Genomic DNA, 24831 nt, shown 5'->3' on the forward strand with positions numbered 1-24831 from the left:
AAGGAAACCCTTTAGGCTCAACGGAGAGAGGATTATGAATTTCTCGTATAATCTCCACTTTTTCCACCTGTTTTTTCAAGTAAGTACGTTTCACCGATAATCATACCTTTATCGACAGCTTTACACATATCATACACAGTAAGAGCGGTAGCGGAAGCAGCTGTTAAAGCTTCCATTTCAACACCGGTGCTACCTTCTGTTTTAACTTTTACTTCAATGAGTAAACGATATTGTTCTTCTGATTGTTTCCAATCGAAAGAAACGTCAACACCTTTTAATAATAAAGGGTGGCACATTGGGATAATATCAGAAGTACGTTTCGCAGCCATAATGCCTGCGATTTGCGCAACTGCTAATACGTCACCTTTCCCAATTTCATTGTGAGAGATTTTATCGTAAATTTCTTTCGTAACGACAATGCTAGAGCACGCAATTGCTGTTCGAACGGTTGCTTTTTTGTCGCTTATATCAACCATTTTTGCGCGTCCTTGGTCATTGAAATGTGTAAATGAAGACATGGAATTCCTCCTTGAAGTAATTTCTATTGAATATATAAAGTTTAATCGAGATAAAAAAAATTGCAAATATGAGGTGAGAAACGATGGTAGAAAAACGAATTCCAATTCAAGTTGCTGAGGCAGTAGAACGGGTAATGAAATATGCGAAGCATGGTGAAGTAGAAGAAATTTCTATTACGGAAAGTTACGGGAGAATTCTCGGGGAAGATGTTGTCTCAGATCATGACGTTCCTCATTTTGATCGTTCCCCTTACGATGGTTTCGCCATTCGAGCAGAAGATACGAAAGAAGCAACTCAAGAGAATCCAGTTGAATTTGAAGTAATAGGAGAAATCGGGGCGGGTTCCGTTTTTTTAGAGGAAGTAGGAGCTTTTGAAGCAATTCGCATTATGACAGGAGCAGCTATTCCAGAAGATTGCAATGCAGTCGTAATGCTAGAGCTGACAGAAGGGTTTGAGAAGAACGGGAAAACATATATGAAGTTAAAACGCCCTTTTAATAACGGTGACAATGTGTCGTTTAAAGGAGAAGATATAAAACAAAATCAAGTTCTCGTTAAGAAAGGTGTTGCAATTAATCCAGGTGTTGCGGCCTTACTAGCAACGTTTGGATATAGCACGGTGAAAGTTGTAAAACAGCCTGTTGTCGGTATTGTAACGACAGGAAGTGAATTATTAGAAGTACATGAGCCGTTAGAACCGGGGAAAATTAGAAATAGTAACTCGTATATGATCGCAGCTCAAATTATGAAAGCTGGCGGGAAAGTTCGTTATTATGGTCAACTCGCGGATGAGTTAGATGCATGTTTTACAGCTGTTCAATCAGCGATGGATGAGGTCGACATTTTAATTACAACAGGCGGTGTATCAGTAGGAGATTATGACTACTTACCAGCTATTTATGAAAGATTACAGGCAAATGTACTCTTTAATAAGATAGCCATGAGGCCCGGAAGTGTAACGACAGTAGCTGAAGTTGATGGAAAGTTACTCTTTGGTTTATCAGGAAATCCGTCTGCTTGTTATGTAGGCTTTGAATTATTTGTGCATCCAATTATAAAAACGTATTTGTATGCGAAGGAACCTCACGTATATAGAGCGGATGCTATTTTACAAAAAGATTTTCCGAAGCCAAATCCATTTACTCGTTTCGTAAGAGCGAACGTAACAATTGTGGATGGGGCGTTACAAGCGATGCCGGTTGGTTTAGATAAATCGAGTGCGGTATCTTCACTTGCAGATGCGAATGCTTTTATCGTGTTACCCGGAGGAACGAGAGGATTTGAGACCGGAATGAAAGTATCCGTATTATTGTTAGAGCACTCTGAGGGATGTGAGTGGCCATGGGCGAAGCCCCTTCAATCTTACAAATAGTAGGGTATCAAAATAGCGGAAAAACGACACTTGTAGAGAAAATTGTGCATGCATTAGCCGAAAGCGAAATGAAAGTTGCTACAATTAAACATCACGGGCACGGAGGTTTTCCAGAAGTAGCGCAAAAAGATAGCGAAAGACACCGTAAAGCTGGTGCTGTCGTAAGTAGTGTAGAAGGTGCTGGATTACTTTCACTTTCTTCACTAAGAAAGAAATGGTCCTTGCAAGAAATTATTCGCTTATATGAGTTTTTTAAAGTGGATACAATTTTAATAGAGGGCTATAAAAAAGAGAACTACCCGAAAGTAGTGTTACTTCGTTCTGCGGAAGATGCTGAGCTTTTACATAAAGTAGAAAATATAGTGGCGGTTATTACGTGGTATGATGTCCCAGTAAATATACGAGAAGAATATAAAGTATTTCATATAACAGAAGAAGAGTTGTACATAGACTGGTTTTTACAAACGGTTAGGAGTGCGAAATGACAAATACATATTATGAAGTAATTGATACAGAAATCTCGATTGAAGAGGTAACGAAGAAAGTAATTCGACGTGAATGCGGTGCTGTTACAACATTTATTGGAACGGTTAGAGAGTTTACGAAAGGGCGTCGTACATTATACTTAGAATATGTCGCTTATAAAACGATGGCAGAAAAGATGCTAGAGAAAATCGGATTAGAAGTGAAAGAGAAATGGCCAGGTACACACGTTGCGATTACACATCGCATCGGTACGTTGCAAATTTCTGATATAGCGGTTGTTGTTGCTGTTTCAACACCACACCGTAAAGCGGCTTATGAAGCGAACGAATATATTATGGAACGCATAAAACAAATTGTTCCGATTTGGAAAAAGGAGTTTTGGGAAGATGGTGACTCATGGATTGGTGATCAATTAGAAAAAACACCATATCCGGCGGGAGAGCCTGGGAAGGAGCTATAAGTATGATTCGAGTATTGTTATTTGCGCACTTGCAAGAAGAAGCAGGGACAAGTGAATTACAAATAGAGAAAGAAAATATTACGGTTGCACAGTTAAAAGATGTTGTTGCGAACGAATATAATGTACCAGTTTCAGAGCCAATTATGGTTGCGATTAATGAAGAATATGCAAATGAAGATGACAGGGTCCAATCTGGTGATGTTGTTGCACTAATCCCACCAGTGAGCGGTGGTTAATATTGGATTCATTAAAACGACTTTCCTATATAGGGAAAGTCGTTTTTTTATGGCAGTTTTGAGAACACTAATCTATAGAACAAGGAGGGAATTATGAAAAAAATATGTGTAGTTATGACAATGCTATGTGCGTCTTTTTTCTCTTCTCCAAGTGATTCTTTCGCGAAAGAATCAAGAGAACAGCTTTTAGAGAGTGCATTATCAAATAGGTACTATTCAGTTATTAGACAAGTGACAGAAGATCAATATGAATGTGCTTCAGTCATAAATATAAAGCGTCTCGGCAAGAAAGATGAATTTGTTCCTAGGTATGAAGTGAAGCTACAATTTCTTACATTTCAAGGAGCGCATAATCCCCCGAACGATAAAGTTACGCTTACTTTGGAAGACCATTTAGATCACGTAAAGATAAAGAAAGTGGAGCGAGAAAAGAATGTTTCTGACGCTATTGCAGAAAAAGTTTGTGAACGGGAAAAAGAAAAAATAAAAGCTCACTCTAATGACTTAGAGTGATAACCTATGCATTTAGTAAAGAAAGGTAATGAGTGATGGATATATTTTTAGCGATTTTACCAGCTATATTTTGGGGAAGTATTGTGCTATTTAACGTAAAACTGGGCGGGGGACCGTATAGTCAAACGCTCGGAACAACGTTTGGAGCACTTATTTTCTCAATTGTTGTTTATATTTTTATGAAGCCAGTATTAACACCTACCGTTATCGGAGTTGGAGTTGTGTCAGGTTTATTTTGGGCGCTTGGTCAGGCAAATCAATTGAAAAGTATTGATTTAATGGGTGTTTCGAGGACGATGCCAATTTCAACAGGACTTCAATTAGTCGCGACGACTTTATTTGGCGTTATCGTATTTCATGAATGGTCCACGACAATATCGGTCGTCCTTGGGATTTTAGCGCTCGTTTGTATTATTATCGGTGTTATTTTAACATCGCTTCAAAGTGAAGAAGAAAAGAATGCAGAGCAAGCAGCAAACTTTAAAAGAGGTATCGTAATTTTATTAATTTCAACAGTCGGCTATTTAGTTTACGTAGTAGTGATTAGACTATTTAACGTAGATGGTTGGTCAGCTTTGTTGCCACAAGCAGTTGGTATGGTGTTAGGTGGGATTTTGCTTACCTTTAAACATCATCCATTTAATAAATATGCAATCCGAAATATTATTCCAGGATTAATTTGGGCAGCTGGAAATATGTTTTTATTCATTTCGCAGCCGCGTGTTGGAGTCGCAACAAGTTTCTCGCTATCGCAAATGGGAATTATTATTTCCACGCTTGGTGGGATCCTTATATTAGGTGAAAAGAAAACGAAACGTCAATTAACGGGTATCGTTGTCGGTATTGTTTTTATTATCGCAGCCGGAATTATGTTAGGTATAGCCAAAAGTTAAAGGAGGTATGGAAATGTATAGTGATTTAGCAGGGAAAGTTGTCGTTATTACAGGATCAGCAACTGGTCTTGGAAGAGCGATGGGAGTGAGGTTTGCTAAGGAAAAAGCGAAAGTGGTTATTAATTATCGCTCACGAGAATCAGAAGCGAATGATGTGTTAGAAGAAATTAAAAAGGTAGGCGGCGAAGCGATTGCTGTAAAAGGTGATGTAACCGTCGAATCAGATGTTGTGAATCTCATTCAATCTGCTGTGAAAGAGTTTGGTACGCTTGACGTTATGATTAATAATGCAGGGATAGAAAACGCGGTACCGTCGCATGAAATGCCGCTTGAAGATTGGAATAGGGTAATTAATACAAATTTAACAGGTGCTTTTTTAGGAAGTCGTGAAGCGATTAAATATTTTGTAGAACATGATATTAAAGGTTCTGTCATTAATATGTCTAGTGTTCATGAGAAAATTCCGTGGCCACTATTTGTGCACTATGCAGCGAGTAAGGGTGGTATTAAACTGATGACAGAAACGTTAGCGCTAGAATATGCGCCAAAAGGTATTCGAGTAAATAATATAGGACCAGGTGCAATTAATACGCCGATTAATGCAGAAAAGTTTGCTGATCCTAAAAAACGTGCTGACGTAGAAAGTATGATACCGATGGGCTACATTGGAAACCCTGAAGAAATCGCAGCAGTAGCAACTTGGCTCGCTTCTTCAGAGGCGAGTTATGTAACTGGAATTACGCTATTTGCAGATGGTGGAATGACGTTATATCCATCGTTTCAAGCTGGGCGTGGGTAATATAAAAGGACGAAGAGATAAAACTCTTCGTCCTTTTTTACAAAAAAAATAGCGGCCAGCTATTTTAAATTTAGTGATTAATTGTATCTTGAAGAAATTCTGTTGCTTGATGTTCAGTAACATTTTGTACGAGCGCGACTTCGCTAATCATCATTTTTCGTGCATTATCTAGCATTTGTTTTTCGCTCGCATTTAATGCTCTCTCTTTATTGCGGCGAAGTAAATCCCGAACAACTTCTGCGCTATCTTGCAGATTGCCGTTTTTCATTTTTTCCATATTCATTGTATATCTTTGTTTCCATGAGAGTGATGGGTCTGACTCCCCGTTTTGAAATTCAAGAAGTATATCATCTAACGTACCTCGATCAACGATATAACGAATACCCGATTTTTTTAATTGATCCATAGGAAGCATTACTTGCATATCTTTACTAATGATGCGTATCACACAATATTGACGTGAAGTACCTAATATTTCTTTCTCTTCAATTGCTTCAATGATTCCTGCACCGTGCATTGGATAAACGATTTTATCACCAATTTGAAACAAATCATCCACCTCCATATGTGGTAACCACTTTTAATGATAGCATACGTATGTAAAAATGTCAAATTTTATATAATAACATAATATTTATATTCGAGTCAATAAGATAAAGTGCTTTTTTATGTTTTTTTTTGGGACCTTATTTATCGTGATTTTTTTAGAAAAATAGTACAGGTGAAGAAAGAAGGCATATCCACTTATTTTTAAGCATAAAATGTAAAAGCGCTAATACAATATACCTAAATCCGTTCTTTGCAAAGGAGGGAGAGAAGGTGGGGCGCACAATAAAAATTGATATTACAAATAAAGTTGTAGCTAAATTTAGACAAAATTATTTGGAATTATATACGAGTAAATTTATGATAGGTAAGTTTTATGTCTATACTGAAGATAAAGAATATGTGTTAGAAGACGGATATATATATGAGAATGGAAAGTTTTATCGCATCATAGATACGCACCGTGGCAATAATCAAGCGGCCGAGGGCTGCGATCTAGGACGGTGTTAACATGATTCGTGTGAAAGTATTTGATGAAAGTCACGAAAAAGACTTAGAAGACGCTGTGAATGTGTTTTTGAAAAAGATTGATGATAGCAACTTTGTAGATATTAAGTATCAAGTTGGTGTTTCTATTAACGACGATGAAAACCAAATTTATTGTTTTTCAGCAATGATCGTTTATAAAGCATAAAAAAGAGCTGGCTCACCCAGCTCTTTTTTATGTTTTATGTTGGGACAACATGTGTCGGTAATACGTTCATAATAGATTGGGTTGTGCCTAATTTCTTTGTCGTTAAAAGAGGCTCCCCTGTTTCATGGTTTTGGGCATCTTTACACATACCAAGGTGATAACGATCACCTAAAAATGGATCAATATAAAAACCGTTTTTGAATACTTTATCATTTGGATGTTTTTCATGGTGAATATCAGAGCAGTTAATGCAATAGAACATAGCGTTCAACCCCTTTTTATTTTGTTTGAAAAAAGTGAGTCGGTAGTCATTTCGCTCCTAAGGAAATGTTGAGGAGAAGAGAAATAACTACCTACTCAAATGGTGGGCATATTCCTTCTGATTTGTCATATCTCGCGTATTGTCCCTGAGGGAAGGAGGAGAGACGAAGTACGCATGATATAAGTAAGGCGCTTCTTTCAATATGAATGATGGAGTTTCATGTTGAGAGAAGTTTTTATTTTGTATTGCCTTTGTGAGTATATTATGAGGAAATGCTAAGAGGGTGTTTGTCCTGTTGAAAAAATGTTGAGAATTTCTCAACAGTAAAAGAATTAGCGTTGACATGAAACTAAAAGGTGTTATATTATCAAAGTATAACCAAAAGGTGTTATGTTGTAACGCCGAGTAAAGGAGAATGAAAATGGAACAACAAAATACATTAAATGATATTAAACAAACAATCGTTTTTAACGCGTCTATTCAAAAGGTATGGAGTGTAGTATCAACTGCAGAAGGGATTGCGTCATGGTTTATGCCAAATGATTTTGTATTAGAGGTAGGACATGAATTTCATGTGCAATCACCATTTGGGCCATCACCATGTAAAGTATTAGAAATTGATGAACCAAACCATTTATCTTTCTCATGGGATACAGATGGCTGGGTTGTTTCATTTGATTTGAAAGACTTAGGAGATAACAAAACAGAATTTACGTTAATTCACGGCGGCTGGAAACATCCTGATGAAATTCTTCCGAAAGCAAATGCGAAGAGCTCTATTATTCGCGATAGAATGAGCGGTGGTTGGGTAGCGATTGTAAATGAAAAACTGAAAAAGGTTGTCGAAGGCTAAGTGTCCTCGTCAGCAGCGAAATATGATGTATTTCAAGCAATTGCTGATCCAACCCGCCGAGAAGTAATACGGTTATTAAGTGACAAAGAGTTACCGATTTCCAAAATAACGGATCATTTTCCGATGAGTCGTACTGCGGTTGTAAAGCACCTTCATATTCTTTCAGAAGCGAATTTAGTAAGTGGAAGAAAAAGCGGAAGAGAGAAGATATATCGTTTGCATCCAGAACCATTAGAAGAATTACAACAATGGCTCTCGTATTATGAACGTTTTTGGGATAATAAATTATCCATGCTGAAACATATTGTGGAGAATGAAGAATAAAAAGGATGACCAAAATGGTCATCCTTTTTATTGTTGCTCACTTGTTTGTGTAGCTGGCTTTAATAAGAGCCAAGCGATAATTAATGTAAATACTGCTAATACGAAAGTGCTCATATAAATGACGTGTACGCTTGATGCTAATGCAGATTGCGATTCGGTTACTACGTTTGCTGTAGTACCGCCATGTCCACCAGATACAAGATCAAGATTTTTAATACCACGTGCGTGAATCATCGTATTGAAGATTGTACCGAATATTGCAGCACCTAAAGTTTGACTAAATGTATTAATAAATGTGTTTAAACCAACAGCTGTTCCGCGTGTATGAGCTGGTACGGCTGCTTGAATTGTTACCATATAAATCGGTGTCACAAGCCCCATTCCTAAGCCGAATAATCCGACTGCTACATAAATAAGGAACGATGGTGAATTTGTTGATAGTGTAAATAATAAGAACGTAGCGACTGATAAAATGCTAGCTCCAAGTAAAATGATTTGTTTCGTTTTTAATTTGCCTACTAAGTTACCAGAGAAAATAGCGCCAAATGTCCACATAACAGGAATTGGCATTAAAATAAGTCCAGCTTCTGTAGCGTTTTTCCCTAATACACCTTGGCTCCAAATTGGAAGGTACATTGTAATACTAATAATCATTGCGCCAGCAATAAGAGTTAATATATTTATCGTAGATAATGTACGGTTAGAGAAAAGTGCTAGCGGAATTAATGGTTCCGGAGATTTCTTCTCGATGAATAAGAAAATAATAAATGAAATAGCGGCAAAGATTAATAGGCCGATAATTGTCATGTCTCCCCAGTTTTGCTTACTGCTACCTGTTAATAATGCATATAGTAGAGCGATTGTACTTAATGAGAAGACTGTTGCACCAAGATAATCGATATGATGCTTAGCAGGTTTAATAGATTCTTTGTAGTAAATTGCAATCATTAAGCAAGCGATAATTCCGAATGGAACGTTTAGGAAGAAAATATAACGCCAAGAAAGGGAATCAACTAAAAATCCACCTACTAACGGTCCGATAACACCGGATACACCCCAAACGGCACTCATCCAACCTTGTGCTTTCGCGCGGTCTTTCGCTTCGCTATATAAGTCTCCAATAATCGTCATTGTGATTGGCATAACAGCACCAGCACCGATACCTTGAAGCGCGCGGAAGAAGATTAATTGTTCCATCGATGTAACGACTCCGCAAAGTGCAGAACCGACTAAAAAGATTGTAGCTCCGATCAGTAAAACTTTTTTACGGCCAAATAAATCAGCGAGCTTTCCGTATATTGGAGTCGAAACAGCTGTTGCAAGCATATAAATTGCATATACCCAACTAACAAGTTCGACGCCTGACAAATCACTCGTTATACGAGGGATTGCTGTACTAACAATCGTTCCTTCTACCGCAGAAAGAAACGTCATTAACATTAAAGACATCATGACTTTTTTTCTCATTTGTTTTCCCCTTACCCTTTTTAAATATTCAACAATATAAAATATAAAGGTACTAAGGTATATAAAGCAACAAAAAAGCAATGGAAAGTTACATGGAGCAGATGTTTGTCGCTTCTTGTCGGTAAGTCGATATATTTGAGAAATCGCCGATAATGATTTCATGGCAATATAAAAAAAGAAACAGGAATCCCTGTTTCTTTTTTTAATATTGCATTTTCGCGTTTTCTCCAGCAGTCGTTCCAGCAATTCTACCAGTAACAAGGGCTGATGTAATATTATAGCCACCAGTATAACCGTGGATATCAAGAACTTCTCCGCAGAAATATAAGCCGTTCGTAAATTTAGAAGACATTTCTTTCGGATTAATTTCTTTCACGGATACACCTCCGCCAGTAACGAATGCTTTTTCAATTGACTGCGTACCATTTACATTCACAGTAAACTCTTTAAAGTCTTTCACAAGTGCACGAATCTTTTCGTGAGAAACTTGTCCAGCTTGTTCACTACCGTCAATTTCATTTTTTTCTAATAAGAATAGGAAGTAACGTTCAGGGACATAACCTTTTAAAACGTTTTTAATTCCTTTTTTCGGATCTTCTTTCATTTGTTTCAGCATGCGCTGAAATAGTTGCTCACTATTTTCCTCTGGCAATGCATCAATACTCATTTGTATTGTATTCGTTTTAAACTTTTTCAGTGCTTTCACGACGAATTGGCTACAGCGAAGAGCAGCAGGTCCAGATAGGCCGAAATGAGTGAAGAGCATGTCCATTTTGTGAGAAATGATAGCTTTTCCTTTCGGGTTTAATACACTTAAGTTTATATCACGTAAAGCAAGACCTTGTAATGAGCGGTCACGTATAAACGGCTCGTTTGAAAGGATAGGTACTTCTGTTGGGAATAATTCTGTGATTGTATGACCCGCTTTTTCAGCCCAAGCATATCCGTCTCCAGTAGATCCAGTTTGAGGAACTGATTTTCCGCCAACAGCGATAACGACGTGATTTGTTTCTAACACTTCGCCTGTTTGCAGTATAACTGCTTTTGTTTGACCATTTTCATATTCAATCGTTTCAACAGGCGTATTTGTACGAATTTTTACACCTAAGTCTTTTAATCGTGTTAAAAGTGCGTCTACAACAGATTGTGCTTTGTTTGACACAGGGAACATGCGACCGTGGTCTTCTTCTTTCAATTTAACACCGAGATTTTCGAAGAATGTAATAATATCTTCATTATTAAAAATAGAAAAAGCGCTGTATAAGAAGCGACCGTTTCCTGGTATATGTTTAACAATTTCATCAAGTGGTAGACGGTTCGTTACGTTACAGCGTCCGCCACCAGAAATTGCAAGTTTACGCCCAAGTTTATTTCCTTTATCAAGAAGTAAGACATTTGCGCCTTCTTCTGCAGCACCAATTGCAGCCATTAGCCCAGAAGGACCGCCGCCGATGACAATAACATCATAATGCATAATATATCGACCTCATTTTCTACATTTCCTGCCTAAAAGAATAGCATGTTTTCCCTTAAAAGAAAAATAGAGTGAAGTACTGCTTAATGAGAGAATTGTGGTACAATACAAAAGTTAGAGTTCAGCACTATCCTGCCATTTGTAGGCGATAAGACTAAAACCTCAAGATTTAGGAGAAGTAAATAGGGAGTCTGTTAGCCTGTAAATGCTCGAATGGTTCAACTAATAAGGAGTAGGAGAGAAGTCTCCAACTAATTATAGTTTCACTTTATGTAGATGTAGGAGGATTTTTGTATGTCCGATTCGAAATTTCTGCGCGGAACGCTTATTGTTACGCTAGGGACATTTTTAGTAAAGTTCTTAGGCATGATTTACGTCTTTCCGTTTCATGCATTAGTAGGAACAGAAGGCGGAACGCTCTATACATATGGATACATTCCATATACGATCTTTTTAAGTATCGCAACGGCAGGTGTGCCACTTGCTGTTTCAAAATTTGTTTCCAAATATAATGCGCTTGGCGATTATAAAACGAGCCGGAGAATGTTCCGCTCGGGAATGGTTATGATGATAGTAACAGGAGTTCTTTCGTTCCTAGTACTGTATATGACGGCGCCATTGTTTGCAGAAGCGATGCTTGGTAAACAAAGTATACACAATAATGTAGGAGAAGTTACGACGATCATTCGTCTTGTAAGTTTCGCGCTTATTGTTGTACCAGCAGCGAGTTTAATTCGTGGTTATTTCCAAGGTCACCAGTCTATGGGACCAACTACCGTTTCACAAATTATTGAACAAATTATTCGTATCGTCTTTTTATTAGCAGGTAGTTTTATCGTTATTAAAGTACTTGGCGGTACAGTTGCAACAGCAGTTGGAGTAGCGACATTTGCTGCGTTCGTTTCAGCGGTTGGAGCACTCGGTGTGTTAATTTGGTACTGGCTAAAACGTAAAAAATATTTGGATCAATATTTAATTGAACAAACTGTACCAGAATCAACAGTAAGCACCGTTCAATTGTTTAAAGAGTTATTTGCATATGCGATTCCTTACGTTGTAATTGGGTTAACAATTCCTTTATATCAACAAATTGATACATTGACATTTAACTCAATTATGCAGGCGATTGGTCAAGGTGATATCGCAGAGCGAGCTCTCGGTATTTTCACAATGTGGACGCATAAGTTAATTATGATTCCTGTATCACTTGCAACAGCGTTTAGTTTAACGCTTGTACCAGCAATCACAAAATCATTTACTGAAAAACAATACCGCTATTTGAAATTACAAATTACACAAACATTCCAGGCAAATATGTTTTTAACATTGCCAGCAGTTGTCGGTATTTCTTCACTTGCATATCCAATTTATACTGCGTTTTACGATTCAGATCCACTAGGTGGACAAGTATTAATGTGGTATGCACCAGTTGCGTTGTTATTCGCTTTATTTACAGTAACAGCAGCAATCCTGCAAGGTATTAACCAGCAGAAGCATGCGATTATTGCGCTTATAATGGGCGTTATTTTGAAATTTGTATGTAACGTAATCTTTATTCGTTATTTCGGTACAGTAGGAGCAATTCTAGCGACAGCAGTTGGTTTCTTAGCTTCTGTTTGGTACACAAATCAACAAATTAAAAAATACGCACACTATTCATTCGGTGTTGTATATAAAAGAACATTCCAAATTGCAGTACTGACACTTATAATGGTCGTTGCTGTAAAACTATCACAATGGATTCTATCCTTCATGATTTCGCCTGATGGCCGTATTGGTGCTCTTATAACAGTTGCGATTTGTGCAGGTATTGGCGGTCTTGTTTACGGATTGTTAGCAATTCGCACAGGAGTACTTGAAAGAGTATTTGGTGGAGAAGCATTAGATAAAATTCAACGTAAACTTGGTAGTAGATTTAAAATAAAGTTGAAATCAAGAGGGGCGTAATTACGTCCCCTTTTCTATGATAAATAAAGAAGGTGAAAAACGTGAGATTAGATAAATTATTAGCAAATATGGGATATGGAAGTAGAAAAGAAGTAAAGAAATTATTGAAAGATGGCGTTGTGAAAATTGATGGAACGCCAGTAAAAGATGCGAAAGTTCATGTAAATGTAGAAGAGCAAGAAGTTATGATTCACGGTGAAGTTGTGGAATACAAAGAATTTGTTTACTTAATGATGCATAAACCACAAGGTGTTATTTCAGCGACGGAAGATGATAATCATGAAACAGTAATAGATTTATTAGAATTAGAAGATGCAATCTTTGATCCGTTCCCAGTTGGACGACTTGATATCGATACGGAAGGCTTCTTATTGATAACAAATGATGGGAAGTTATCACATCAATTATTATCTCCGAAAAAGCATGTGCCGAAAAAATATTATGCACACGTTGCAGGAGTAGTAACAGAAGAGGATGTAAAAGAATTTGCTAAAGGTGTTATTTTAGACGATGGCTATGAAACAAAGCCAGGTGCACTTACAATATTGAAAAGCGATGATATTTCTGAAATTGAGCTTGTGATTACGGAAGGGAAATTCCATCAAGTGAAGCGTATGTTTGAAGCGGTAGGAAAAAAAGTAGTCTACCTAAAGAGAACAGAGATGGGTCCGTTAGTATTAGATGAAGAACTAGAACTTGGACAATACCGAGAGCTAACAGATGAAGAAGTAGAAATGTTAAAAACATATCAAGTAGATACTGAAAAGTAGTACCTTTATAGGCGCAGAAAAGACCCCTTTCTAATTATTAGAAAGGGGTATGTATTTATTTACCATACAATTATTTTTCGTTATGAGGTCATTCTCACTTTCTTTCCTGTTGTTGTCCACTTACCGCGGCAAGGGCTATACACGAGTTCATTAAACTGCAACACATTTAGATCACGTTGTATCGTTCGCGGTGTGATCCCGAACTCATCTACAAGGTCTTTCGTCGTTACCGTTCCGTTTTCATTGATGTACATATAAATTGATTTAATGCGTGTTAGCATACGAGTAGTTGTAGGTTTCAAGAGAAAACCACTCCTCTACTAGTTTTTTTGACCCCATTCAGGAAAGAAGGTCGTTACTACCATTGTACTCTACATGATAAAATTCATGCTTTAATCTACTTAAATTTTACAGAAATTTAACAAATATTCATATAGAAAAATATTGGTAGTTGACATTGTATATATGGTCAGTCAACTAACACATAAAATTCTACGTAAAACGCCAAATTCCTGCAAATTTTTTTGAAAAAACAAAAGAAAAACTAATAAGAAATATCTGAAATATTACAATTGTTCGGTATTTAGTTTTCGTGTATGGCATAAGAGATTTCTGTTTGTTATGATGAAAGAAACAATATAGTGAAGGATGGATGCGTGATGTCAGCGATTAATTGGACAGAAGAAGTTGCAAAACGAAAAGATGATTTAATTCGTGATACACAACAATTTTTACAAATTAAAAGTGTATGGGAAGAAGAATCTGCGAAAGAGGGCGCACCATTCGGTGAAGGTGTAGAAAAAGCTCTATCTTTCATGTTACATAAAGGAGAAGCTGAAGGTTTTGCTTCTAAAAATTTAGAAGGATATGCAGGTCATCTTGAAATGGGACAAGGAGAAGAATTAGTAGGTATTCTTTGTCACGTTGACGTTGTACCAGAAGGAGATGGCTGGACGACTCCCGCATATAGTGCGGATATTCGCGAGGGAAAGATTTTTGCACGTGGTGCAATTGACGATAAAGGCCCAACGATGGCAGCATATTATGCAATGAAAATTGTGAAAGAATTAGGCTTACCTCTTTCAAAACGTGTTCGTATGATTATAGGAACAGATGAGGAAAGCAATTGGAAATGTGTAGATCACTACTTTAAAAATGAAGAAATGCCAACAATTGGTTTTGCACCGGATGCAGACTTTCCAATTATTAATGCAGAAAAAGGAATTTCTGATATACAAGTTGTGCAAAATGGTAGTGAAGAGAAAAAAGGTGCATATGAACTTGTTTCATTTGATTCAGGGCGCCGTTTAAATATGGTTCCTGATTTTGCAGAAGCAGTTATCACAGGAGAAGATGTAAATGCACTTACAGTAGCATATGAAGAGTATTTACAAACTGCTAAAAAAATAGGGAAATCGACTATAGAAGGAAATACAGTGACGTTGCAAATAGAAGGAATTTCAGCGCACGGATCTACTCCTGAAAAAGGAGAAAATGCAGGTTTATTATTAGCAAACTTCTTAACTACAGTTTCACTTGATGGAAAAGCAACTGCATTTGCGACATTTGCAACAGAAACATTTACTGGTGATATTTTTGGTGAAAAAGCTACTATTGCTTACAAAGATGAAATTAGCGGTCCGTTAACAGTGAATGTCGGTCGCATTTCTTATACGAAAGAAAACGGTGGTAACTTAGGGCTAAACGTACGTTACCCAGTTACAACTAACTTTGAAGAAACAATTGTGAAGTTGAAAGAATATGTTGGTACGCATGGTTTTGAAGTGGCTGACTATTCTAATTCTCGCCCACATCACGTCGATAAAGATCACGTATTAATCCGTACGTTACAACGTGTGTATGAAGAACAAACAGGTGAAAAAGCAGAACTATTAGCAATCGGCGGCGGTACTTATGCTCGTTCATTAAAAGCTGGTGTGGCATTTGGCCCGCTATTCCCTGGAAAAGAAGAACTTGCACATCAAAAAGATGAGTATATCGAAATTGAAGACTTATTGAAAGCAACAGCAATTTACGCGCAAGCAATTCATGAATTAGCGAAGTAATGGATATATAAATAATGTCCGCTCTCTATTTTGGAGAGCGGCTTCTTTTTACCTGAATGAGATAAGAAAGAAAAGCAACAATAGAAAAGAAGGAGAAGATGTACATGGAACTGCATTATTTTGTCGCAATTACGTTACCGAATCATATAAAAGAAATGCTGTCTAACTATAAAGAGGATATGCAAGAGGAATTACAATTTCGTTCATGGGTACATAAAGAAGACTATCATATTACCCTTTCATTTTTAGGGAGTGCAACGGGGGAACAATTAGAGGGAATAAAGAATGGATTAAAAACAATTGCAGAAACAAAAGAACTATCGTTCACATTACAAGGTTTTTCAACGTTTGGTAGGGAAGATCAGCCTCGTATTTTTTGGGCGAAGGTAAGTGAGAATCACGATTTGTTTCAGTTGCAAAAGCAAATACATGCCATTTGTGAAGAAAATGGATTTTCTCTAGAAACACGCCCATATCACCCGCATATTACCGTTGCTCGTAAATGGATAGGAGAAGAAAAGTTTCGTTTAGAAAGTATAAAAGAAGTGCCTGAAATATCATTTCAAGCAGATACAATTACTTTATACGAATCCCACGTGAAAGAAACCCCGAAGTATAAATCGATTGCTGAAATAAAATTACAAAAATAGAATGTTGAAAACGTTTTTTATGCAGGTGAATATACTATAGAGAAGAATGGAGTTACTGTATAGAGTCTTGTTGATAAGAAAAGCCTTATCATTTGCAGCTCATTTTATCTCGCCTAATTGGTGAAGGCTAATAATAAGTGAGGATGGAGAAATTTTCTCGCTCATTAAAGTTTCACTTTATTTTAACTTTGAGAATGATGGTGATTTTTTTATGTTGAAAGTAAAACGTCCATTTGATGCCTATTTAGATGAAATGAATAAAATTACAATTTTGCTCCCACATGCGTATGGAACAAGTCGGACATTTCGTTTGCAAGAAGGAAGTAATGTGAAAGATTTACCGATTGCTCATACGATTGCGCTTCCAGATGCAACGAAGTATGAGTGCTTTATAGAAGAGCCGCTAGATGTGGGGAAGTATTATACAGTACGAGATGAACGGAATGAAGAAACTGATTTACAAATAGGTGCTGTTATTCGAACAAAAAGTTTCGATGAAAAGTATTATTACGAAGGTACAGATTTAGGTGCTGTTTATCAAAAAGAAGAAACGACATTTAAAGTATGGGCCCCAACTGCAAGGCTTGCGAAAGTAAGAATTTATAAGAGCGATAAAGAATATACCGATCATGAAATGTACAGGGGAGAAAACGGAGTTTGGATTCAAACATTACAAGGTGATTTAGACGGAGCACGCTATACATTTCTTGTTTGTATTAATTTAATATGGAACGAAGCTGTGGATCCTTATGCAAAGTCGGTGACGGTAAATGGAAAACATGGTGTTGTTATCAATTTAGAAAAAACGAATGTAACAAGACGAGAGGGATTACCAACATTACAATCAATGACAGATGCCATATTGTATGAACTGCATATTCGTGATGCGACTATACATCCAAATAGTGGAGTAATTCAAAAGGGAACATATAAAGGATTGATGGAAGAGGGAACAACAGGACGGAATGGGACATTAACAGGGTTGTCCCATATAAAAGATTTAGGTGTTACACATGTTGAACTATTACCTTTATATTGTTTCGGTGGTGTAGATGAGGCGAATCCTTCGTCCGCCTATAATTGGGGATATAATCCATTATATTACAATGCACCAACAGGATATTATGCTACAAACCCCTCTGATCCGTATAACAGGATAGTTGAGTGCAAACAACTAATTGAAACATTTCATCAACAAGGTATTAGGGTGATTATAGATGTTGTCTATAATCATGTTTATGAAAGAGAGCTATCATCATTTGAAAAGCTTGTTCCAGGATACTATTTTCGTCATGGTGAAGATGGTATGCCTTCTAATGGGACGGGAGTCGGAAATGATATAGCGTCCGAACGGAAAATGATGAGGAAATTCATTGTAGAGTCTATTTTATATTGGCTTACTGAATACAATGTCGATGGATTCCGATTCGACTTAATGGGAATTTTAGATGTTGATACAATGAATATGATAGAAAAAGAAGTGCGAAACATAAAACGAGATGCTTTGTTATTAGGAGAAGGATGGGATTTACAAACACCGCTTCCTGCCAAAGAAAAAGCAACGTTAAATAATGCGAAGAAAATGCCACATATCGCGCAGTTTAATGATCAATTTCGTGATGGGATAAAAGGGAGTACATTTCATATAAATAAGCGTGGTTTTGCATTTGGTGGGCATGTAGACTGTAATCATTTGCAGTATATTGCAGCAGGAAGTCTTTTAAGTATGAAAGAAACAGGCCTGTTTCTAGAGCCAGCGCAAAGCATTAACTATGTAGAATGTCATGATAATATGACGATGTGGGATAAACTAGTGCGCAGTAATGAAGAATCAGAAACGATTTTGAAAAAACGTCACCTGTTAGCGAGCGCAATGGTTATTCTTTCACAAGGCATTCCTTTCTTACACGCAGGGCAAGAGTTTTATCGTACGAAGAAAGGAAATGAAAATAGTTATAATGCAAATGATGAGATCAATCAATTAGATTGGGATCAAAAAGAGAAAGAGATAGAGACTGTTAACTATATAAAAGGTTTAATTGCGATTCGTAAAGAGCACGGGGCATTCCGATTACAAAGCGCAGACCTTATAAAACAACATATGACTTTTTTACAAACATCTACAGAAGTACTTGCATATCACCTAGAGCATGCAGAAACGTTTGGGCCATGGAAAGAGATTATCGTCTTATTTAATAGCGGTTTAGAAGCTAAAACTGTGCAACTTCCGAAAGAAGCAACGTGGCATGTGTTAGTAAACGAAAACGAAGCGAAAATAGAGCCAATTTCTTCATTTAGAGGAAAGGAACTTAAGCTCGCTCCAATTAGCACGTATATATTGACGATAATGTGACAAATCGCTACTTGACGATGAGAATGTAATAAATGTAGAATTGACAAAGGTGACGATTTTGATAAGTTGTCATTCTATGACAGGTTTTGTAAAATAAAATAGAGGATTTTTGGCTTAGGCTAATTTTTCTTTTCATTTACAGTAAAATATATGAATCCACAACATGTGTAGAAATGTTGCGGTTTTTCTTTTCATAACTATAAAAGATAAGGATTTGTTAACGGGTAATGAATATGGAATGGTTGGAACAATTATTAGGAAAAGAGTGGAGTCTTGTACCGGCTGGTGGAGTAACGGGCGATGCATATATTGCGCAAAACGGACAACAGAAGTTATTTTTAAAGCGGAATACATCGCCCTTTTTAGCGGTATTGTCAGCAGAAGGAATTGTTCCAAAATTACTTTGGACAAGAAGGGTAACGAATGGTGATGTAATTTCTGCTCAAAAATGGCTTCCGGGACAGAAGCTAGAGCCAGAGGATATGAAACTAGAACGTGTTGCGAAACTTTTGAAGAAAATACACTCCTCTAAAGCGCTTGTACAGATGATTCAAAGACTTGGGAAGCAGCCGCTTCACGCACAAGAGTTATTACAACAACTGCAACTCGTTTTAAGAGGAGATATAAGGGATGATGAAACAATTCAGCAAGGCCTTCAATATTTAATGGATTCATTAAAAGCTATTGAATACAATGAATTCGTTGTATGCCATTGTGATGTAAATCATAACAACTGGCTATTGTCGGATGAAGATGAATTGTTTTTAATTGATTGGGATGGAGCTGTAATTGCTGACCCAGCTCTAGACCTCGGTATGTTATTATATTGGTACATTCCGCGCCAGGAATGGAGTGAATGGCTCGGTTACTATGATATTGAAATGGATGAATCGCTGCTTAGGCGTATGAGATGGTATGTGATAGCACAAACGATTTTGTCTATTCAATGGCATACAACAAAAAAACAGCAAGCAGAAGCTGAATATTGGCATCAATATTTACAGCAACTACTTGCTTCAGAATGATACTTAAGAAAAATTGTCCATTCCAGCAATCCACTGAGTAAGTTGTTCTTGATTATTGGAAATATGGTTGTCCAAATTAGAGGAAGATTTACCCGATTGACTATAAGAATATACATCGTTTAGCATTGTTTTAGCGTCACTACTTATATTATCGTTTGCGAGTAACGATTGAATGAGGCGCTCTAATTGCTCGCATTCTGAAACTGTCCCGCAGCAATCACTTTGGTGGTTGACTAAAATATCTTTCAGCACTTCTAATTGATGTTGTTGATTAATTGGCATGAACGGATCATCCTTTCGATTGTTTTTCTCTTCAAATGTAAGAGAAAAAGCTGTTTCGTCATGGAATGTTTAATGCTGTATGTAGTTTTTATCAAAATGGTACATCTTATACTTGAAAGAAACGGACCGAGTGCTCGTACGTACTTGGTTTTTTGTTTGGTAGATTGATTAAAAAAGAAAGAAGGAATTATTCCTTTAAAATAGCTATGTAAAGAGAGGGAAACATCTATGCGTTTAAGACATAAACCGTATGCAATGGATCGAATTAATGAATATTCACATATCGTAATCGGAAACCCAGAGGAGCGCGCTGGTAGCTGGAAAGAAGTATTTGGAAACGAACAACCAATTCACATTGAAGTAGGTACAGGTCGTGGCCGCTTCATGTATGATATGGCGAAAGCGAATCCACATATTAATTATATTGGAATTGAAAAATTCACAAGTGTTGTTGTAGATGCACTTGATAAATTAATTGAAGAAGAATTACCAAACTTAAAGTTAATTAATAAAGATGCTGAAGATTTAACAGTTTTCTTTGCGAAAGGTGAAATTGATCGCGTTTATTTAAACTTCTCAGATCCATGGCCAAAGAAACGTCATACGAAGCGTCGTTTAACGTATAAAACATTTTTACGTAATTACGAAGAAGTGTTAGTAGAAGGCGGAGAAATTCATTTCAAAACAGATAACCAAGGTTTATTTGAATATTCTCTTATGAGTATGGCTGAGTATGGTATGTTACTAACGTACTTAAGCTTAGATCTTCATAACAGCGACTTTGAAGGTAACATCATGACTGAATACGAAGAGAAATTCTCTAGTAAAGGTCATCGTATTTACCGAGTTGAAGCAAAATATCGTACAGAGCCTATGCAGTAATGCGTAGGTTTTTTTACACCTAAAATAATCAGAATTTTATGTTAAGATTAATTAAAAAGGGGGATGTGTAATGGAACAGTTACAAATTGGAGATATAAAAGTAACGTGGTTAAAAGGCGGGAATACACATTTAGATGGAGGAGCAATGTTTGGAGTCGTGCCGAAAGTACTTTGGTCACGTAAATATAAACATAATGACACAAATCATATTTATTTACGAACAGATCCGTTACTTTTGCAAACGAAAGACGGAAATATGCTCATTGATTCCGGGATAGGAAACGGTAAGTTGAATGAGAAGATGAAACGCAATCAAGGTGTAACAGAAGAATCATCGGTTTATGAATCATTAGAAAAATTAGGATTAAAGCCTGAAGATATCGACTACGTCTTGATGACACATCTTCATTTTGATCATGCATCTGGTCTAACAAAATGGGAAGATGATCACCTTGTACCGGCATTTCCACATGCGAAAGTTTACGTAAGTGAAACAGAATGGAATGAAATGAGAAGTCCAAATATTAGATCACGTAATACATATTGGAAGGAAAATTGGGAGCCAATTGTAGATCAAGTTGTTACGTTCCAGCAAGAAATAGAAATTACAGATGAAATCAAGATGGCACATACGGGTGGGCATAGTGATGGACATGCAGTCATCATTTTGGAGAGTCAAGGGGAAACGATGCTACATTTAGCAGATCTCTTGCCGACGCACGCGCATCAAAATGTATTATGGGTAATGGCATACGATGATTATCCGATGACCTCGATTGAAAATAAACAAAAATGGATGAAGTATGGTGCTGAAAAAGAGGCATGGTTTACGTTTTACCATGACGCATATTATCGCGCTGTGAAGTGGAATGAGGAAGGTCGTATCGTAGAAAAAATAGAACGGAAAACGAGTATAGAAGCATAAAAATAGGAGGTTGTTCCATCATATTTATTGGAGCAGCTTCTTTTTTATTATAGAATTTTGCCGGTAAGTCGATATATTTAAAAAATCGCTGATATAATTTTAATCAATACCCGCAATTTCAAAAAAATAAGAGGTTCACCTAATGGGAACCCTCCGTTTTATGCTGCTATAACCTCTAAAACAGTACCTGTTTTAGCATCAACTAAAAATTCAAATCGTTCTTGTATATCATCTAACATTGTTGTAAGACCGCCGCGATAAACTTCATATGCGACATCATATTTTTCAAATGTCTCTGGAACCATATGTACCCAAGAGCCAGTAATTTCACCTTTATGACTTAATGCTTGTTTCACCATTTTCAATGCTTTTTCTGAAGAAATATGGGATTGTTCTTGTACTTTGTTTGCAACGAGATAACCAGCTGCGAACCCAACGCCAAGACCTGCTACTAAACCTTTCCAGCTCATATATTCACCTCAATTCTATAAAATAAAAATAGTGTACCGATAATAATTATAAAGCAAATACAGCTAAAAAAGAAGAAACTAGAAACATTTCGAAAATTTCGTTACAATAAAAGAGGTATTCTACTAAGGTTTGAAAGAAGGGGACTTCGTGAATAAAGAGACATTACAATTATTTCGTACGTTAACAGAATTACAAGGTGCATCAGGTTTTGAACATGATGTACGCCGTTTTATGAAACAAGAATTAAGCAAATATGCAGATGAAATTGTACAAGACGGTTTAGGTAGCGTATTTGGTCTGAAAAAAGGGGACGAAACTGGCCCACGTGTTCTTGTAGCAGGTCATATGGATGAAGTAGGTTTCATGGTTACGCAAATTACGAAAAACGGAATGCTTCGTTTTCAAACGTTAGGCGGCTGGTGGAGCCAAGTACTATTAGCTCAGCGTGTACAAGTTATGACGAAGAATGGTCCTGTTATTGGGGTTGTTGGTTCTATTCCTCCTCATTTATTAAGTGACGCGCAACGTGCAAAACCGATGGATATAAAAAATATGTTAATTGATATAGGTGCAGATAGTTATGAAGATGCGATTGAAATTGGTGTAAAACCAGGACAACAAATCGTGCCGATCTGCCCGTTTACACCGATGGCAAATGAGAAGAAAATTATGGCGAAAGCTTGGGACAACCGTTACGGATGTGGTCTTGCAATCGAATTGTTAAAAGAATTAAAAGACGAAACATTACCAAATACATTATATTCTGGTGCTACTGTACAAGAAGAAGTAGGTCTTCGCGGAGCGCAAACCGCTGCAAATATGATTCAACCAGACATTTTCTATGCGCTTGATGCAAGTCCAGCAAACGATGCATCTGGTGACAAAACACAGTTCGGTCAATTAGGAAAAGGTGCTCTTCTTCGTATTTACGATCGCACGATGGTAACACATAGAGGAATACGCGAATTCATTTTAGATACAGCAGAAACAAACAACATTCCGTACCAATACTTTATTTCACAAGGTGGTACAGATGCGGGCCGTGTACATACAAGTAACTCTGGTATCCCATCAGCAGTAATTGGTGTTTGTGCGCGCTACGTTCATACACATGCTTCAATTTTACATGTTGATGATTATGCAGCGGCGAAAGAATTAATTACGAAGCTTGTAAGAACAACAGATAAAACGACGTTAGAGACAATTAAGAATAACGTGTAGAGAGGAAGAAGGGCTGAAGAGCCTTTCTTTTTTTAGATTGAATAGATGACCCAGCGATGAGTGGGAGCGGTCAGTGCCTGATTGGTGCTCGAATGGTGTATTAAGACCCTGGATAGGAAAAGAGAGGAAGGCTGTTTTTGTTTTTGAAGACGGTAATATTGTTAGAAAACCCTTCTTTTTTAGCTTGAATAGATGACCCATCCATGAGTGGGAATGGTCAGTGCTTAATTGGTGTTCGAATGATGTATGAAGACCCCAAGTAGGAAGTGAGAGGAAGGCTGTTTTTGTTTTTGAAGACGGTAATGTTGCTAGAAAAAACCTTCTTTTTTAGGCTGAATAGATGACTTGGTGATATGTGGTAGTGGTTGATGCTTAATTCGTATCTGATAGGGATATTAGAATAGAATGATGAATTTTTATAGAGGTGAACGAAATGAAAGTAGTAGTAGGATCAAAGAATAAAACGAAGGTTGGCGCTGTGGAGAAGGTTTGGAAAGATGCTGAAATTACATCTCTTTCTGTTCCGTCAGGAGTATCAGCTCAGCCTTTCTCAGATGAAGAGACGATGCAAGGAGCGATTAATAGAGCGAAGCGAGCGCTAGAGGAAGGAGAAGCTCCAATTGGTATTGGGCTAGAAGGCGGCGTAATGAAAACGGAGCACGGTTTATTTATGTGTAACTGGGGCGCGCTAGCAACAATGGATGGGAAAGTATTTGTGGCCGGAGGAGCGCGTATTACGTTACCAGACGATTTTTTAGCACCTCTTGAAGATGGTAAGGAATTAAGCGAAGTGATGGAAGAGTTTGTGCAGCGAAAAGATATTCGTAGTCACGAAGGTGCTATCGGTATTTTTACAGATGATTATGTCGACCGCACGGAATTATTTGTACACGTTGTTAAGTTGTTAGTTGGGCAATATAAGTATGACAAAAAGCAAGCATAAACCTTGCACCGTGCGCGATGTATGGTAGTATAAAAGAAAGATTATAACATGAAAAATGCACCCGTTAGAGGAGGAAATATAGATGAAGTCATTAGAAAGCATGGAGCAATTCCAACAGTTAAAAAATGAAGAGAATGTAGTCTTTATGTTCTCAGCAGAATGGTGCCCAGACTGCCGCTTTGTAGATCCATTTATGCCAGAAGTAGAAGAGAAATATAGTGATTTCTCATTTTACTATGTAGATCGTGATGAGTTTATTGATCTATGTGTAAAATTAGACGTATTTGGCATTCCGAGCTTTGTAGCGTACAATAAAGGTGAAGAAACTGGTCGCTATGTAAACAAAGATCGTAAAACACAAGAACAAATCGAAGAGTTCATTGAAGGTTTAAAATAAG

General features: G+C 37.2%; 30 protein-coding genes. 22 read left to right on the forward strand and 8 right to left on the reverse strand.

What is annotated here, in order from left to right:
- Window positions 1-32: 32 nt before the first annotated feature.
- Window positions 33-518 carry a cyclic pyranopterin monophosphate synthase MoaC gene (gene moaC / locus IQ781_RS19375; RefSeq protein ID WP_000094146.1) on the reverse strand — a complete coding sequence of 162 codons (486 nt, stop codon included), beginning with the start codon at window positions 516-518 and terminating at the stop codon, window positions 33-35.
- A gap of 83 nt (window positions 519-601) precedes the next feature.
- Here moaC and moeA point away from each other — a divergent pair, with 83 nt between their 5' ends.
- The 7 genes from moeA to IQ781_RS19410 all read left to right on the forward strand — a co-directional run bounded on the left by moeA (window position 602) and on the right by IQ781_RS19410 (window position 5278).
- A complete protein-coding gene (moeA, locus tag IQ781_RS19380) occupies window positions 602-1891 on the forward strand; it encodes a molybdopterin molybdotransferase MoeA (protein WP_000229690.1) in 1290 nt (429 codons plus the stop codon).
- Window positions 1861-2376, forward strand: a complete 516-nt coding sequence (gene mobB, locus IQ781_RS19385) for a molybdopterin-guanine dinucleotide biosynthesis protein B (RefSeq protein ID WP_000503325.1) — start codon at window positions 1861-1863, stop codon at window positions 2374-2376. The genes moeA and mobB overlap by 31 nt, the downstream gene beginning before the upstream one ends.
- Window positions 2373-2837: a molybdopterin synthase catalytic subunit MoaE gene (moaE, locus tag IQ781_RS19390; protein WP_000185942.1), complete on the forward strand. Its 465-nt coding sequence runs from the start codon at window positions 2373-2375 to the stop codon at window positions 2835-2837. The genes mobB and moaE overlap by 4 nt, the downstream gene beginning before the upstream one ends.
- Before the next feature lie 2 nt (window positions 2838-2839).
- Window positions 2840-3073 (forward strand): molybdopterin converting factor subunit 1, encoded by a 234-nt coding sequence (moaD, locus tag IQ781_RS19395; protein ID WP_000621778.1) that lies wholly within the window; start codon window positions 2840-2842, stop codon window positions 3071-3073.
- A 93-nt stretch (window positions 3074-3166) separates the two neighbouring features.
- On the forward strand, window positions 3167-3586 hold the full coding sequence (locus IQ781_RS19400; protein WP_000717684.1) for a DUF3888 domain-containing protein: 420 nt from the start codon (window positions 3167-3169) through the stop codon (window positions 3584-3586).
- Window positions 3587-3621: 35 nt separating this feature from the next.
- Window positions 3622-4479, forward strand: coding sequence for a glucose uptake protein GlcU (glcU, locus tag IQ781_RS19405; RefSeq protein WP_000350861.1), 858 nt, complete (start codon window positions 3622-3624; stop codon window positions 4477-4479).
- 13 nt (window positions 4480-4492) lie between these two features.
- Window positions 4493-5278, forward strand: a complete 786-nt coding sequence (locus IQ781_RS19410; RefSeq protein WP_000286674.1) for a glucose 1-dehydrogenase — start codon at window positions 4493-4495, stop codon at window positions 5276-5278.
- Window positions 5279-5348: 70 nt separating this feature from the next.
- On the opposite strand, the gene IQ781_RS19415 is transcribed toward IQ781_RS19410, so the two are convergent.
- Window positions 5349-5843, reverse strand: coding sequence for a CarD family transcriptional regulator (locus IQ781_RS19415; protein WP_000451442.1), 495 nt, complete (start codon window positions 5841-5843; stop codon window positions 5349-5351).
- Between the two features lie 254 nt (window positions 5844-6097).
- Here IQ781_RS19415 and IQ781_RS19420 point away from each other — a divergent pair, with 254 nt between their 5' ends.
- Entirely contained in the window at window positions 6098-6334 is a 237-nt protein-coding gene (locus tag IQ781_RS19420) for a DUF2553 family protein (RefSeq protein WP_000533806.1), read from the forward strand.
- A 1-nt stretch (window position 6335) separates the two neighbouring features.
- Window positions 6336-6518, forward strand: a complete 183-nt coding sequence (locus tag IQ781_RS19425) for a sporulation protein Cse60 (RefSeq protein WP_000621751.1) — start codon at window positions 6336-6338, stop codon at window positions 6516-6518.
- A 34-nt stretch (window positions 6519-6552) separates the two neighbouring features.
- Here the strand turns inward: IQ781_RS19425 and IQ781_RS19430 are convergent, their stop codons facing one another.
- The gene (locus IQ781_RS19430) at window positions 6553-6780 is read right to left on the reverse strand and encodes a DUF3973 domain-containing protein (RefSeq protein ID WP_000498989.1); all 228 of its coding nucleotides are present in this window, start codon (window positions 6778-6780) and stop codon (window positions 6553-6555) included.
- A 421-nt stretch (window positions 6781-7201) separates the two neighbouring features.
- Here IQ781_RS19430 and IQ781_RS19435 point away from each other — a divergent pair, with 421 nt between their 5' ends.
- Window positions 7202-7633 (forward strand): SRPBCC family protein, encoded by a 432-nt coding sequence (locus IQ781_RS19435; RefSeq protein WP_000437765.1) that lies wholly within the window; start codon window positions 7202-7204, stop codon window positions 7631-7633.
- Window positions 7634-7957, forward strand: coding sequence for an ArsR/SmtB family transcription factor (locus IQ781_RS19440; protein WP_000098837.1), 324 nt, complete (start codon window positions 7634-7636; stop codon window positions 7955-7957).
- Window positions 7958-7984: 27 nt separating this feature from the next.
- On the opposite strand, the gene IQ781_RS19445 is transcribed toward IQ781_RS19440, so the two are convergent.
- Window positions 7985-9424 (reverse strand): MDR family MFS transporter, encoded by a 1440-nt coding sequence (locus IQ781_RS19445; RefSeq protein ID WP_001228021.1) that lies wholly within the window; start codon window positions 9422-9424, stop codon window positions 7985-7987.
- A gap of 202 nt (window positions 9425-9626) precedes the next feature.
- Window positions 9627-10898 (reverse strand): BaiN/RdsA family NAD(P)/FAD-dependent oxidoreductase, encoded by a 1272-nt coding sequence (locus IQ781_RS19450; protein ID WP_000558859.1) that lies wholly within the window; start codon window positions 10896-10898, stop codon window positions 9627-9629.
- A 294-nt stretch (window positions 10899-11192) separates the two neighbouring features.
- Here IQ781_RS19450 and IQ781_RS19455 point away from each other — a divergent pair, with 294 nt between their 5' ends.
- The gene (locus IQ781_RS19455) at window positions 11193-12845 is read left to right on the forward strand and encodes a putative polysaccharide biosynthesis protein (RefSeq protein WP_001284028.1); all 1653 of its coding nucleotides are present in this window, start codon (window positions 11193-11195) and stop codon (window positions 12843-12845) included.
- A 41-nt stretch (window positions 12846-12886) separates the two neighbouring features.
- On the forward strand, window positions 12887-13615 hold the full coding sequence (locus tag IQ781_RS19460) for a pseudouridine synthase (RefSeq protein ID WP_001234947.1): 729 nt from the start codon (window positions 12887-12889) through the stop codon (window positions 13613-13615).
- A gap of 80 nt (window positions 13616-13695) precedes the next feature.
- Here the strand turns inward: IQ781_RS19460 and IQ781_RS19465 are convergent, their stop codons facing one another.
- The gene (locus tag IQ781_RS19465; RefSeq protein WP_000805512.1) at window positions 13696-13917 is read right to left on the reverse strand and encodes a DeoR family transcriptional regulator; all 222 of its coding nucleotides are present in this window, start codon (window positions 13915-13917) and stop codon (window positions 13696-13698) included.
- Between the two features lie 357 nt (window positions 13918-14274).
- On the opposite strand from IQ781_RS19465, the gene pepV reads away from it, so the two are divergent.
- The 4 genes from pepV to IQ781_RS19485 all read left to right on the forward strand — a co-directional run bounded on the left by pepV (window position 14275) and on the right by IQ781_RS19485 (window position 19709).
- Window positions 14275-15681, forward strand: a complete 1407-nt coding sequence (gene pepV, locus IQ781_RS19470; RefSeq protein WP_074047743.1) for a dipeptidase PepV — start codon at window positions 14275-14277, stop codon at window positions 15679-15681.
- Between the two features lie 104 nt (window positions 15682-15785).
- Entirely contained in the window at window positions 15786-16331 is a 546-nt protein-coding gene (gene thpR / locus IQ781_RS19475; protein ID WP_000418986.1) for an RNA 2',3'-cyclic phosphodiesterase, read from the forward strand.
- Window positions 16332-16542: 211 nt separating this feature from the next.
- The gene (gene pulA / locus IQ781_RS19480; RefSeq protein WP_139846834.1) at window positions 16543-18684 is read left to right on the forward strand and encodes a type I pullulanase; all 2142 of its coding nucleotides are present in this window, start codon (window positions 16543-16545) and stop codon (window positions 18682-18684) included.
- Between the two features lie 227 nt (window positions 18685-18911).
- Window positions 18912-19709 carry a phosphotransferase family protein gene (locus tag IQ781_RS19485; protein ID WP_001986674.1) on the forward strand — a complete coding sequence of 266 codons (798 nt, stop codon included), beginning with the start codon at window positions 18912-18914 and terminating at the stop codon, window positions 19707-19709.
- A 3-nt stretch (window positions 19710-19712) separates the two neighbouring features.
- Here the strand turns inward: IQ781_RS19485 and IQ781_RS19490 are convergent, their stop codons facing one another.
- The gene (locus tag IQ781_RS19490; RefSeq protein WP_001122235.1) at window positions 19713-19991 is read right to left on the reverse strand and encodes a YtzH-like family protein; all 279 of its coding nucleotides are present in this window, start codon (window positions 19989-19991) and stop codon (window positions 19713-19715) included.
- 228 nt (window positions 19992-20219) lie between these two features.
- Here IQ781_RS19490 and trmB point away from each other — a divergent pair, with 228 nt between their 5' ends.
- On the forward strand, window positions 20220-20873 hold the full coding sequence (gene trmB, locus IQ781_RS19495) for a tRNA (guanosine(46)-N7)-methyltransferase TrmB (protein WP_001239385.1): 654 nt from the start codon (window positions 20220-20222) through the stop codon (window positions 20871-20873).
- A gap of 70 nt (window positions 20874-20943) precedes the next feature.
- Window positions 20944-21798, forward strand: a complete 855-nt coding sequence (locus tag IQ781_RS19500; protein ID WP_017674324.1) for a YtnP family quorum-quenching lactonase — start codon at window positions 20944-20946, stop codon at window positions 21796-21798.
- A gap of 158 nt (window positions 21799-21956) precedes the next feature.
- On the opposite strand, the gene IQ781_RS19505 is transcribed toward IQ781_RS19500, so the two are convergent.
- Window positions 21957-22268, reverse strand: a complete 312-nt coding sequence (locus IQ781_RS19505) for a PepSY domain-containing protein (RefSeq protein ID WP_000118541.1) — start codon at window positions 22266-22268, stop codon at window positions 21957-21959.
- Between the two features lie 148 nt (window positions 22269-22416).
- On the opposite strand from IQ781_RS19505, the gene IQ781_RS19510 reads away from it, so the two are divergent.
- The 3 genes from IQ781_RS19510 (at window position 22417) to IQ781_RS19520 (ending at window position 24830) form a co-directional block, all read left to right on the forward strand.
- The gene (locus IQ781_RS19510; RefSeq protein WP_065212205.1) at window positions 22417-23490 is read left to right on the forward strand and encodes a M42 family metallopeptidase; all 1074 of its coding nucleotides are present in this window, start codon (window positions 22417-22419) and stop codon (window positions 23488-23490) included.
- A gap of 433 nt (window positions 23491-23923) precedes the next feature.
- Window positions 23924-24433 carry a DUF84 family protein gene (locus IQ781_RS19515; protein ID WP_000869940.1) on the forward strand — a complete coding sequence of 170 codons (510 nt, stop codon included), beginning with the start codon at window positions 23924-23926 and terminating at the stop codon, window positions 24431-24433.
- Window positions 24434-24515: 82 nt separating this feature from the next.
- Complete coding sequence (locus IQ781_RS19520; RefSeq protein ID WP_000838193.1) at window positions 24516-24830, forward strand: thioredoxin family protein; 315 nt, start codon at window positions 24516-24518, stop codon at window positions 24828-24830.
- Window position 24831: the final 1 nt, after the last annotated feature.

It is taken from the genome of Bacillus sp. N447-1 (assembly GCF_022701035.1).
In the GTDB taxonomy this organism is placed as follows: Bacteria; Bacillota; Bacilli; order Bacillales; family Bacillaceae_G; genus Bacillus_A; species Bacillus_A cereus.